This is a genomic window from Pseudomonas sp. IT-P4 (assembly GCF_949767755.1).
Lineage (GTDB): Bacteria > Pseudomonadota > Gammaproteobacteria > Pseudomonadales > Pseudomonadaceae > Aquipseudomonas > Aquipseudomonas monachiensis.
The window spans coordinates 81,989-94,571 of sequence record NZ_CATKPX010000011.1 but is presented as its reverse complement, the minus strand read 5'-3'; the positions used below and the strand labels follow the sequence as shown (position 1 = coordinate 94,571).

At 60.4% G+C, this 12,583-nt stretch carries 10 protein-coding genes; 5 read left to right on the top strand and 5 right to left on the bottom strand.

The window, feature by feature from the left end:
- The first annotated feature begins 9 nt into the window (after positions 1 to 9).
- On the top strand, positions 10 to 186 hold the full coding sequence (locus tag ACM6IT_RS00495) for a hypothetical protein (protein ID WP_177336478.1): 177 nt from the start codon (positions 10 to 12) through the stop codon (positions 184 to 186).
- On the opposite strand, the gene ACM6IT_RS00490 is transcribed toward ACM6IT_RS00495, so the two are convergent.
- From ACM6IT_RS00490 to ACM6IT_RS00475, 4 genes are all read right to left on the bottom strand, one after another.
- On the bottom strand, positions 173 to 1,168 hold the full coding sequence (locus ACM6IT_RS00490) for a lysylphosphatidylglycerol synthase transmembrane domain-containing protein (protein WP_414917248.1): 996 nt from the start codon (positions 1,166 to 1,168) through the stop codon (positions 173 to 175). The two genes, ACM6IT_RS00495 and ACM6IT_RS00490, sit on opposite strands and share 14 nt — an antisense overlap.
- Positions 1,165 to 1,941, bottom strand: coding sequence for a DUF2334 domain-containing protein (locus tag ACM6IT_RS00485; RefSeq protein WP_414917247.1), 777 nt, complete (start codon positions 1,939 to 1,941; stop codon positions 1,165 to 1,167). Before ACM6IT_RS00485 ends, ACM6IT_RS00490 begins: the two co-directional genes overlap by 4 nt.
- Entirely contained in the window at positions 1,934 to 3,046 is a 1,113-nt protein-coding gene (locus tag ACM6IT_RS00480) for a glycosyltransferase family 4 protein (protein WP_414914641.1), read from the bottom strand. Before ACM6IT_RS00480 ends, ACM6IT_RS00485 begins: the two co-directional genes overlap by 8 nt.
- A 243-nt stretch (positions 3,047 to 3,289) precedes the next feature.
- Positions 3,290 to 5,179 carry a methyl-accepting chemotaxis protein gene (locus tag ACM6IT_RS00475; RefSeq protein ID WP_414917246.1) on the bottom strand — a complete coding sequence of 630 codons (1,890 nt, stop codon included), beginning with the start codon at positions 5,177 to 5,179 and terminating at the stop codon, positions 3,290 to 3,292.
- Positions 5,180 to 5,367: 188 nt separating this feature from the next.
- Here ACM6IT_RS00475 and ACM6IT_RS00470 point away from each other — a divergent pair, with 188 nt between their 5' ends.
- Positions 5,368 to 6,846, top strand: coding sequence for a helicase HerA-like domain-containing protein (locus ACM6IT_RS00470; RefSeq protein WP_414917245.1), 1,479 nt, complete (start codon positions 5,368 to 5,370; stop codon positions 6,844 to 6,846).
- Between the two features lie 93 nt (positions 6,847 to 6,939).
- Here the strand turns inward: ACM6IT_RS00470 and ACM6IT_RS00465 are convergent, their stop codons facing one another.
- Positions 6,940 to 7,395 (bottom strand): DUF721 domain-containing protein, encoded by a 456-nt coding sequence (locus ACM6IT_RS00465; RefSeq protein WP_414914643.1) that lies wholly within the window; start codon positions 7,393 to 7,395, stop codon positions 6,940 to 6,942.
- Positions 7,396 to 7,702: 307 nt separating this feature from the next.
- On the opposite strand from ACM6IT_RS00465, the gene secA reads away from it, so the two are divergent.
- The 3 genes from secA (at position 7,703) to ACM6IT_RS00450 (ending at position 12,582) form a co-directional block, all read left to right on the top strand.
- Complete coding sequence (gene secA, locus ACM6IT_RS00460; protein ID WP_056726070.1) at positions 7,703 to 10,438, top strand: preprotein translocase subunit SecA; 2,736 nt, start codon at positions 7,703 to 7,705, stop codon at positions 10,436 to 10,438.
- A gap of 120 nt (positions 10,439 to 10,558) precedes the next feature.
- Positions 10,559 to 11,776: a bifunctional glutamate N-acetyltransferase/amino-acid acetyltransferase ArgJ gene (gene argJ / locus ACM6IT_RS00455; protein ID WP_414914644.1), complete on the top strand. Its 1,218-nt coding sequence runs from the start codon at positions 10,559 to 10,561 to the stop codon at positions 11,774 to 11,776.
- 179 nt (positions 11,777 to 11,955) lie between these two features.
- Positions 11,956 to 12,582 (top strand): glutathione S-transferase family protein, encoded by a 627-nt coding sequence (locus tag ACM6IT_RS00450; protein WP_223541140.1) that lies wholly within the window; start codon positions 11,956 to 11,958, stop codon positions 12,580 to 12,582.
- Position 12,583: the final 1 nt, after the last annotated feature.

Sequence of the window (12,583 nt, the reverse complement as noted above, 5' to 3'; positions counted from 1 at the left end):
GACATGACCATGGCCGATCCACTGGACAAAGCCACCTCCAAGGCTCCCGCCACGCTGGGCGAGGGTTGCCTGAGCCGCTACGACCCGGATGACATGGGGCCTGAAACCGGTACGGAGTTTCCTGACGCCGCGCAGCTGTGGGAGCAGATGCAGCAAGAGCCCGAGGACAAACCTAAGCCTGCCTGAGTTTCATCAACTTCATCAGCAGTGGCCGACCCAGCATCAGCAAAAATACCGGCCCACCGACCAGTAAATAGAAGTAATAGGTCACCGCCCGCCAAATCAGAATCGCCGCGGCTGCCGTGGATTTCCCGACCATGGGCGCCAGCAGCGCAGCGGACGTCAGTTCGGCCGCCCCGGCTCCCCCCGGCAGCAGGCTGAATTGACCGGCGCTCAGGGCAAGCATCTGGACCAGAAAACTCCAGGCCCACTGCAAGTCCGCGCCGAGCCCTCGTAGCGCCAGGTACAGCACGCTGTAGCGCAGGACCCAGTGCATGCAGGTCAGGGCGAATACCTTGATCAAGGTCCGCACGGGCAACTTCAACGTGTCGGTAAACGCCGCCAGAAACTGCAGGAGTTTGCGCGCCCAGCGCATTCGCGTGGCCGCCTTGACATTGAGTCGGGCGAGCCAACGGCCACTCAGGCGAATCAATAAGCGGTGATAGCGGGCCACCATGACGCAACTGATCAGGCCGCTGAACAGCGAAACGGTGCTGACCATCAGCATCCATTCCATGCGCTGGCTGAGGTGCTGGAACAGGGCGTAAATCAGAATCCCGCTCAGGGCACAGAGGAAAAACAGCAAGTCGCTCAGTTGATCCATGGCAAACACTGCACTGCCCCTGGCGGGACGCACGCCGCGACGCGCCAGTAAGGCCATGATCGTCAGAGGTCCGCCACTGCCGCCGGGCGTGGCGCAGTAGGCGAATTCGGCGGCCATCACCACGCCGAGGCTCCTGAGTCGGCCGACCTTGTCGCACTGATCCCCCAGCAACAGGCGCAAACGCAGAGTGTTCACTCCCCAGCACAGCAGGATCATGCCGAACATGATCAGCAACCACGGCAGCGGAAATGCGCTCAGCCGAGACCAGGTTTCGCTGCCGCCCAACAATAATGGAATCAGCACTGCCGCGAGCAAACCGACGAACAACAGCAGTGCGCGACTCATGCGGCAAGGCCCATTCGGTCGTTTTGCAGCGCCAGCCAGCGGGCCTTGGTCATCGGAACTCTTCCGATGTCGAGCAGGTGCTCCAGGGTTTGTAGCCAGTATCGGCGTGAGAACTCATGGCGCATGTCCACCGGGTGCAGGCCCAGGCGAATCACCGGGGCGTGCTGCCAACGCTGTTCTCGCCAGTCGCTGACGAGCTTCGAAACACCCCGGCGCAAGGCGCTGCGCGCGCTCCAGACCAGCCCCGGCGCGTCTATCGCGATGAAATCCGGTAGCCGGTATAAATGTTGCGAGTCGCTGGTGTAACTCAACGGCAATTGGCGCAACGCCTGGCGAGTGCCCGGGCTCATCAGCCAGGCCGGGGCGACGAACCCCTCGAGCGGCCATTCATGGCGGTGGAACATATCGATACCCGAACGCAGCCGGGCGAGGGCGTCTTCCTGCGACAAACGGTAAAACTCGCCTTCGTGGGTGTAGACCCGACGCATGAACCAGTCGCGGGGATTGATGGTCATCGGCCCGTCGTCACAATGGAAATAGCCATGCAGTGCCAGTTCGTCGCCCCGGGCGACCCTGGCACTGAGCTGGCGACAAAATTGCGGATGGGCGTCCAGATTGTTGTGTTTGTGCAAATCCGGGACCACCAGCCAGGTGATCGGCACGTCACCCAAGGCGTCGACGGTTTCGACGAACGGCTGGTAATCGGCCCAGGTGGGCGGTGCCACGTCGTGCAGTACCAGCAGTAAAGCGGGACAGTTCATGGACTCAACCATTGGCTGCCTGCGGCCATTGGCTGCCGAGCACGGCGTGGTAGTGGCGCAGCAGGCTGTTGACCACCGTATCCCAGGCGTAATGCCGTTCGACATGCAATCGCGCTTGCCGGCCCAGGGTTACGCTGCCCGAGCCGAACAGTTCTCGAACGGCGGTGGCCATCGCGGCGGGATTGTTCGGCGCACAGAGCAGGCCGCAGTCCTCGGTGACGATTTCCTCGAAGGCCCCGGCCGCCACGGCTACCACTGGAATGCCGCTGGCCATGGCCTCCAGAATGACCAGGCCGAAGGTTTCCTGATCGCCGGCGTGGAGCAATGCGTCGGCGCTGGCCATCAGGCGGGCCACCTGCGCCGCCGGGCAGAACTCGTCGATCACCGTCACGTTGGACGGCACGGCCGTGGGCATCGACGAGCCAACCAGCAGCAGGTGATAGCGTCGGCCCAGGCGTTTCATGCAGTCGAGTAGCACCGGCAGGTTTTTTTCCTTGGACCCGCGCCCGGCGAAGATCAAGAGGCGGGTGTTTTCGTCCAGGCCCAGCTCGGCCCGTAGCCCGGGGTCTCTGGCATCGGGATTGAAGGTTTGCAGGTCGACGCCGAGCGGCTGCACGAAGACATTCCTGACCCCAAGCCCGATGAGCTTGTCGGCCATGACCCGGCTGGGCGCCAGGACCCGGTCGAAGTTGCCATAGAGCTTGCTGACATAGGCCTCGACGTTGTTGGTCACCCAGCTTCCCATGCGGTTGCTGACCAGCAGCGGCAGGTCCGAGTGATAGAAGCCGATGACCGGCACATCGAGTTGGCGCCGCGCATCCAGCGCCGCCCATGCGGTGAGATAGGGGTCGCCGACTTCGATCAGATCGGGTTGCAAGTCTTGCAGCACATTGCGCCAGGGCGCCAGACGCAGAGGAAAGCGATAACCCTTGCCGAAGGGCAGGGCAGGGGCGGGAACCGTGAAGATGCCATCCTGCTCGCCCAAGGACGATCCGGGGATCAGCAAACTGTGGCGAATGCCTGGCTTGATGCCCAGGCGACGATGCTTTGCATCCAGATAAGTGCGCACGCCTCCACTGGCGGGGGCGTAGAACATGGTGATGTCCGCGATATGCACGATGAACGATCCTCCGGTCCTGTTACTCCTTTGGTTGACCTATATGAAGGATAGATGTTCGGTCGGGGTTTGTTGCAAGGCGCTGGATGAAGGCTGTTGTGGCGAGGGAGCTTGCTCCCGCACGGCTGCGAAGCAGTCGTCAAATCAGCCGATGTGTTTTTGTTGACACACCTTGGATACCGATTTTGGGGGCGCTTCGCGGCCCAGCGGGAGCAAGCTCCCTCGCCACATGGGGTTGCTGCATCAGATACGGAAACTGCCTACCAACTGCTTCAACCGTGCCGCTTGCTGCTCAAGGTCCGAGCACGCGCGCAATGTCGATTGCAGGTTCTCCACGCCTTCCTGGTTCAGTGTGTTGATCTCGGTGATGTCGACGTTGATCGACTCCACCACGGCGGTCTGTTCCTCCGTCGCGGTAGCCACCGACTGGTTCATGCCGTCGATTTCACCGATACGCAGCGTCACGCTGTTCAGGCGTTCGCCCGCGAGGTTGGCGATTTCCACGCTGTCCTGACTGTGGCGCTGGCTGTCGCTCATGGTGCTGACCGATTCCCGGGCGCCGACCTGCAACTCCTCGATCATGGTTTGCACCTGTTGCGCCGATTCCTGTGTGCGATGTGCCAGGTTGCGCACTTCGTCCGCCACCACGGCAAATCCACGACCGGCTTCACCGGCGCGGGCGGCTTCAATGGCGGCGTTGAGTGCCAGCAAATTGGTTTGCTGGGAAATGCTGGTGATCACTTCGAGAATCTGCCCGATGTTCACCGTTTTGCTGTTCAGCGATTCGATGTTGGAGCTCGATGCACTGAGCATGCTCGACAGTTGATTCATCGCCGCGATGCTGCGGTCCACCACTTGCTGGCCGTCTTCGGCCAGGTTGCGGGCATCGCTGGCCTGGCTCGAAGCCTGAGCGGCGTTACGGGCAATTTCCTGGGCGGCGGCACCGAGCTGGTTGATCGCGGCCGCGACGCTGCTGGTGCGCGAGGCTTGCTGGTCGGAGTTGAACATCGACGAGTTGGAAGCGGCCACTACGCGCAATGCCACTTCGTTGACTTGCCCGGTGGCTGAGGACACTTCGCGGATCGAGCCGTGAATGCGCTCGACGAAACGGTTGAACGCGGTGCCGAGTGTGCCGAATTCGTCATTGTTCTGGATGGTCAGGCGCTTGGTCAGGTCGCCTTCGCCGTCGGCGATGTCGGCCATGGCACGGGTCATGACGTGCAGCGGCTGGATCAGGATGCGAATCAGCATGCCGAGCAGGGCGATGATGATGGCCACGGCAATAATGGTCGCAACCACAGCCGAGGCGCGGAATTCGCTGAGCATCGAGTAGGCTTTTTCTTTGTCGACCGACACACCGATGTACCAGTTGACCGATGACAAGCCTTTGATCGGGGTGAAGGTCACGATGCGGGTTTTGCCATCGACCTGGATTTCGCTCATTGCGCTGCTGATAGCCGGCGTGTCTTGCGGGTAGACATCCTTGAGCGCCTTCATCGCCAGCGCTTTGTCGGGATGTACGAGGATCTTGCCATCGGAGCTGACCAGGAAGGCATAACCCATGCCGTCGAAATCCAGCGTGCCAAGGCTGTCGGCGATCACTTGCAGGCTCAGGTCGCCACCGACCACGCCGATGTTCTGGCCGTCCTTGATGACGCTGTCGACAATGGAGATCACCAGTTGGCCGGAAGCCAGATCAATATAAGGCTCGGTCAATGCCGAACCGCTGCTGCCTTGCGCGCTTTTGTACCAAGGGCGTGCACGTGGATCATAGCCATCGGGCATCTTGCTGTCCGGGCGAATGATGAACGAGCCATCCTTGTTGCCGAGGTAGGCGCCCATGAAGGTCGAGGTCACAGCCTTTTGTACAAGCAGGCTGGAAACGTTGTCGGCATCGGGGTTGAGCGCAACAGTTTGTGACAGGTTTTCAATCAACAGGCTGCGCCCGTTCAACCAGGTCTGGATATTGTTGGCGGTTACCGCGCCCATTTCCTGCAGATAATTTTCCAGGTTTTCGCGAATGGCATTGCGCTGCAAATAGTCGTTGTACAGCGTGAATGAGGCGAAGGCGGCAATCACAATGAGGGCGGCGGCAAGCAGGATTTTATGGCTGAAACGCAGATTTTTGTTCATGGCTTGGGGTTCCGCTAAGGTCTTAATGTCCAGCGCGTGCTTTTATAAAGGGACGCACGACGGGCAAGGTTGAAAGCAAGTGAATTTTCCGACTCTCCTTAGGGAAATTTCCGACCAGATCGTGTCTGACTGCTTTGTCGTTATCTCTATCGGCCGTGCAGGACCAAAGATTAATCATGGGTGACCAAATGCCTGACTCATTGCAACTCGTTATCGGCGCAGATCTCGAAGGGCAGCCGATTGCCCAGGCCATGCGCCTGGCGAACCGCCACGGATTGATCGCGGGCGCGACCGGCACCGGCAAGACCGTCACTTTGCAACGAATGGCCGAAGCCTTCAGCAATGCCGGCGTAGCGGTGTTCGCCGCCGACATCAAGGGTGACCTGTGCGGCCTTGGCGCCGCCGGCAACCCCCAGGGCAAGATCGCTGAGCGGATTGCCGGGATGCCCTGGCTCAACCACAAGCCTCAGGCTTATCCGGTGACGTTGTGGGACATACACGGTCAGTCCGGTCATCCTTTACGCACAACCTTGAGTGAAATGGGGCCGCTGCTGCTGGGCAGCCTGCTGGAGTTGACCGACAGTCAGCAATCGGCACTCTACGCCGCGTTCAAGGTGGCGGACCGCGAAGGCCTGTTGTTGCTCGATCTCAAGGACCTGAAGGCGTTGCTCAATCACCTGCGGGACATCCCCCAGTTGCTGGGCGACGATGCGGCATTGATGACCACCGGTTCCAGCCAGGCATTGCTGCGACGTCTGGCGACCCTGGAGCAACAGGGCGCCGAAGCCCTGTTCGGCGAGCCGGCGCTGCAACTCGAAGACATCCTGCAACCCACGGCGGATGGCCGTGGGCGCATTCATTTGCTGGACGCCAGCCGCCTGGTGCATGAGGCGCCGAAAGTCTATGCGACGTTCCTGCTGTGGCTGTTGGCCGAACTGTTCGAGCAACTGCCGGAGCGTGGCGATGCCGAAAAACCCTTGCTGGCATTGTTCTTCGACGAAGCTTACTTGTTGTTCAACGGTACGCCCCAGGCATTGCGTGATCGTCTGGAACAGGTTGTAAGGCTGATTCGTTCGAAAGGCGTGGGCGTGTATTTCGTCACCCAGTCGCCGGGTGACCTGCCGGATGATGTGCTGGCGCAGTTGGGTTTGCGCGTCCAGCACGGTCTGCGTGCGTTCACGGCCAAGGAGCAGAAGTCCCTGCGCGCGGTGGCCGAAGGATTCCGGCCGAATCCTGCGTTCGACGCGTTGTCGGTGTTGACTGAGCTCGGGATCGGTGAGGCGCTGGTCGGCACCCTGCAGGAAAAGGGCACGCCGGAAATGGTCCAGCGGGTGTTGGTGGCTCCACCGCAATCGCGGATCGGGCCTTTGACTGAAACCGAGCGCACGATGTTGATCGCAGGCTCACCGTTCAAAGGGCGTTATGACCAACCGATCGATCGCGAATCAGCCTATGAGGTGCTGGTGGGACGCAAGGGACTGGCATCAGAGCCCGAAGCGGAGCAGGGCAAACAGGAACCGAGTTTCACCGAACAGGCCGGAGAGTTCCTCGGCACAGCGGCTGGGAAGGCGCTGAAATCGGCGATGCAACAGGCGGCGAACCAGATTGGCCGACAGTTGGTGCGCGGCTTGATGGGCTCGTTGCTGGGCAGCAAAAAACGCCGCTGAAAGCAAAGGATCGCAGCCTTCGGCAGCTCCTACGGGTTGCTCGCAAATTTAAATGTAGGAGCTGCCGGAGGCTGCGATCTTTTGATCTTGTCTTTAACCTTTGGTTTTGGCATGCGCCGCCAGTCGCTCCAGCGCTGCCCGCAGATTCGGGTCGCTGATCCCGTCGGCCGTGGCCTGAATGGTCGCTGCCGCGTCGTTGGACAAGTCCATGGTATGCCCGGCCGCACCTTGCTGAACGGTCGGCGGTTGAACTTTGAACAGGATCCGGGTCAGATTGGCAAACTCGTCGAACATTTGCAGTTGCCGTTGCAGGCGCTTCTGCTGGTAGCGCAGGCGGGTTGCCCAATGACCGTCGGTGACAATCAGCAACAAACTGCCTTCGCGCCAGGAAGCCACGTGGCAATGCTCGCGAGCGGCGGGTTGCAATTGGCTTTCGAGCAAGCGTTGCAGGTGACCCAGGCGTTGAGCGTGGCCGAGAATGGCCTTCAGCGGCTTGGCTTCGCGTAGTAGAACGGCAGGTACTTTGGCCGTAAGTGGGCGAAATGCCATGATCAGACACCTGAAGTAACAGAGGCGCCATGGTAGCAGAAAGCGCCGGATGCACCCGCCCATTGCTTTTGTGGGCGCTTTACCCATTAAATCAACAACTAACTTCTGTCTTGAACGGCTTGAAGTTGAGCAAAACGCCCTTATTTTATGTGAGCCCCGTCAAAGCGCTGTGCCAGCATCGTGGAATATCGCCACTTTCCTCTCCATCGTTTCCGGGTAGAATGCTCGTTCGCATGCGGCCATGAGGGCTGCACGGGCGACTCACGGGGCCGCCCTCCATCCCTTTAGTGTGGAAGATCCTGCCGATATGTTTGCGCCTTTGTTAAAGAAACTTTTTGGAAGCAAGAACGAGCGTGAAGTCAAGCGCATGCTCAAGACGGTGCAACTCGTCAATGCCTTCGAAGAGCAAATGGTGGCCCTTTCGGACGATCAATTGCGTGCCAAGACAAGCGAGTTCAAGGCCCGCATCGCCAAAGGGGAATCCCTCGACAATCTGCTGCCAGAAGCCTTTGCGGTCGCCCGCGAAGCCGGCAAGCGTGTCATGGGCATGCGCCACTTCGATGTCCAGCTGATCGGCGGCATGACCTTGCATGAAGGCATGATCGCGGAAATGCGTACCGGTGAAGGCAAGACCCTGGTGGCAACACTGGGCGTTTACCTCAACGCGCTGTCCGGCAACGGCGTGCACGTTGTGACGGTGAACGACTACCTGGCCCGCCGTGACGCCAACTGGATGCGCCCGCTGTATGAATTCCTCGGCCTGACGGTCGGCGTTGTCACGCCGTTCCAGCCGCCGGAAGAGAAGCGCGCTGCCTACGCCGCCGACATCACCTACGGCACCAATAACGAATTCGGTTTCGATTACCTGCGCGACAACATGGCGTTCAGCATGGAAGAAAAATTCCAGCGCGAACTCAATTTTGCCGTGATCGACGAAGTCGACTCCATCCTCATCGACGAAGCCCGTACGCCGCTGATCATCTCCGGTCAGGCCGAAGACAGCTCCAAGCTGTACATCGAGGTCAACAAGCTGATCCCGCAGCTCAAGCTGCACGTTGAAGAAGTCGAAGGCGAGGTCACCCAGGCCGGTCACTACACCGTCGACGAGAAGACCCGTCAGGTCGAACTCAACGAAGCCGGTCACCAGTACGTCGAAGAAACGCTGACCCGCATCGGCCTGCTGGCTGAAGGCGAGAGCCTGTACTCGGCGCACAACCTGAGCCTGCTGACTCACGTCTACGCCGGCCTGCGCGCGCACAAGCTGTTCCACCGCAACGTCGAATACATCGTGCAGGACGGTCAGGTCGTACTGGTCGACGAGCACACCGGCCGGACCATGCCGGGCCGCCGCTTGTCCGAAGGCCTGCACCAGGCCATCGAAGCCAAGGAAAACCTGAACATCCAGGCCGAAAGCCAGACACTGGCGTCGACCACCTTCCAGAACTACTTCCGTCTGTACAACAAGCTGTCCGGCATGACCGGTACGGCCGACACCGAAGCGTTCGAGTTCCACCAGATCTATGGCCTGCAGGTCATGGTGATTCCACCGAACAAGCCGCTGGCCCGTAAAGACTACAACGACCTGGTGTTCCTGACCGCCGACGAGAAATACGCGGCAATCGTGGCCGACATCAAGGAAAGCATGGCCGCGGGCCGTCCGGTTCTGGTCGGTACCGCCACCATCGAAACCTCCGAGCACATGTCCAGCCTGCTCGTGAAGGAAGGCATCGAACACAAGGTCCTGAACGCCAAGTTCCACGAAAAGGAAGCCGAGATCATTGCCCAGGCCGGTCGTCCGGGCGCACTGACCATCGCCACCAACATGGCCGGTCGTGGTACCGACATCCTGTTGGGCGGTAACTGGGAAGTGGAAGTGGCTTCCCTGGAAAACCCGACCCCTGAGCAGATTGCCCAGATCAAGGCCGACTGGCAGAAGCGTCACCAGCAAGTGCTCGAATCGGGCGGTTTGCAGGTGATTGCCTCCGAGCGTCACGAATCGCGCCGTATCGACAACCAGCTGCGTGGTCGTGCCGGTCGTCAGGGTGACGCCGGTTCCAGCCGTTTCTACCTGTCGCTGGAAGACAGCCTGATGCGCATCTTCGCCTCTGACCGGGTGAAGAACTTCATGAAGGCCCTGGGCATGCAGCCTGGCGAAGCGATCGAGCACCGCATGGTGACCAACGCCATCGAAAAGGCCCAGCGCAAGGTTGAAGGCCGCAACTTCGACATTCGCAAGCAGCTGCTCGAGTTCGACGACGTCAACAACGAACAGCGTAAAGTGATCTATCACATGCGTAACACGTTGCTGGCCGCCGACAACATCGGTGAGACCATCGCTGACTTCCGTCAGGACGTGCTCGACGCCACCGTCAGTGCGCACATTCCTCCGCAGTCGTTGCCTGAACAGTGGGACGTGGCTGGTCTGGAAGCTGCATTGCAGAGCGATTTCGGTGTCACGCTGCCGATCCAGCAATGGCTCGACGAAGACGATCATCTGTACGAAGAAACCCTGCGCGAGAAACTGATGCAGGAACTGATCGCGGCGTACAACGAGAAAGAAGACCAGGCGGGCGCCGAAGCGCTGCGCAGCTTCGAGAAGCAAATCGTTCTGCGCGTGCTGGACGACCTGTGGAAAGACCACCTGTCGACCATGGATCACCTGCGTCACGGTATCCACTTGCGTGGTTATGCCCAGAAGAACCCGAAGCAGGAATACAAGCGCGAGTCGTTCACCCTGTTCTCCGAATTGCTGGATTCGATCAAGCGCGATTCGATCCGTGTGCTGTCCCACGTTCAGGTTCGCCGCGAAGACCCGATCGAAGAAGAGCAGCGTCTGCGTCAGGAAGCCGAGGCATTGGCCGCTCGCATGCAGTTCCTGCATGAAGAGGCGCCAGGCCTTGAACAGCCGGAAGTGTTGGGCGAAGAGGTCGATGTTGCCCTCGCGGCCGCGCCGGTTCGCAACGAGCAGAAACTGGGTCGCAACGAGTTGTGCTACTGCGGTTCGGGCAAGAAGTTCAAGCATTGCCACGGGCAGATCCAGTAAAACCCGTTTCAAACGCTGAAATACCCGCGCCGCGACCGGCTTCTGCCGTCGCGGCGTTTTACCATTCGAACCACCGTTCTGCTGAAACGGTGCTGACATCATTTATAAAGGAGCGCATTCATGGCTGTTGGTCTTGGTCCTTTGCCAACGTTGCACCCGGTTGCCGGTTTTGAACTCGGTATCGCCTCGGCCGGCATCAAGCGCCCGGGGCGCAAGGATGTTGTGGTCATGCGCTGTGTTGAAGGCTCCACGGTTGCTGGCGTGTTCACCCTGAACGCCTTTTGCGCCGCGCCGGTGATCCTGGCCAAGCAACGCGTGCAAGGCCCTGTGCGTTACCTGCTGACCAACACCGGCAATGCCAACGCCGGTACCGGCGAGCCAGGCCTGGCCGCCGCCGAGCGCACTTGCGCCAAGCTGGCCGAACTGACCGGTGTCGAGGCCAGCCAGGTGCTGCCGTATTCCACCGGTGTGATCGGCGAGCCGTTGCCGGTCGAGAAAATCGAAGGCGCGCTGCAAGCGGCCCTCGACGACCTGTCGATCCATAACTGGGAAGCCGCCGCCACCGGCATCATGACCACCGACACCCTGCCAAAAGGTGCCAGTCGTCAGTTCCAGCACGACGGCGTGACCATCACCGTAACCGGCATCAGCAAAGGCGCCGGCATGATTCGCCCGAACATGGCGACCATGCTCGGCTACATCGCCACCGACGCCAAAGTCTCCCGCGATGTGCTGCAAAACCTGATGCTCGATGGCGCCAACAAGTCGTTCAACCGCATCACCATCGATGGCGATACCTCGACCAACGACTGCTGCATGCTGATTGCCACCGGTCAGGCGGCACTGCCGGAAATCACCCGTGCCGAAGGCGAACTGTTCGCCAAGCTCAAGCAAGCGGTGTTCGAAGTGTGCATGGACGTGGCCCAGGCCATCGTTCGCGACGGTGAAGGCGCGACCAAGTTCGTCACTGTTGAAGTCAACGGCGGCGGCAATCACCAGGAGTGCCTGGACGTCGGTTACACCGTGGCTCATTCGCCGCTGATCAAGACCGCGTTGTTCGCTTCCGACCCGAACTGGGGCCGTATACTGGCGGCTGTAGGCCGTGCCGGAGTGCCGAACCTGGACGTGAGCAAGATCGACGTGTTCCTCGGCGACGTGTGCATCGCCAGCCGTGGCGCGCGCGCGGCGACCTACACCGAAGCCCAGGGCGCGGCGGTGATGCAGCAGGAAGAAATCACCATCCGTATCGAGTTGGGTCGTGGCGATTGCAGCGAAACCATCTGGACCACCGACCTGTCCCACGAATACGTGAAGATCAACGCCGAGTACCGTACTTAATACACGGTTCAAGACCGAGTCGTCCCATTCGCGAGCAAGCCCGCTCCCACAAGAGATCTTCAGTGAACACAAAGTGTGCGTACTGCCCGATCAACTGTGGGAGCGGGCTTGCTCGCGAAGGCTGACGACCAGACGCTAGATATTCTGGCTTGTTACCCTGACGAGAAGGCACCCCGAACATGAGCCTGCACCTGATCATCGGCGACAAACTGCATTCCTCCTGGTCCCTGCGTGGCGCCCTGGCCCTCGATCTGACTGGCGCTTCCTACACCGAAGAACTGATCAAGCTGAACCAGCCGGACACCCGTGAGCGTCTGCTCAAGCATTCGCCAACCTGTAAAGTCCCGCTGCTGAAAACCGGACACGGCACCATCGCCGACTCCCTGGCGATTGCCGAATACCTGGCAGAACAGTTTCCCGACGCGAACCTGTGGCCCAAAGACATTGCCGCCCGTGCCCAGGCGCGTTCGGCGTGCGCGCAGATGCACAGTGGCTTTTTCGCCATGCGCGGCAACATGCCGTTCGACCTGAGCCATGACGCAGCGCTATCGCCGGTCCCGGCCGATGTCCAGGCGGACATCGAACGCATGTCTGCGTTGTGGGCCGAGTGTCGTGCCGCTGCGACCGAGAGCGGTCCGTACCTGTTTGGCCGCATCACGTTGGCCGATGCGTTTTTTGCACCCATCGCCGTGCGCCTGCGCACCTATCGGGTGAAACTGTCCGCGGCTGACGAAGCCTATGTTGAAACCCTCTACCAATGGCCAGCGTTCAAGGCCTGGCAGAAGGCCGGACTGGAGGAGTCGTAAA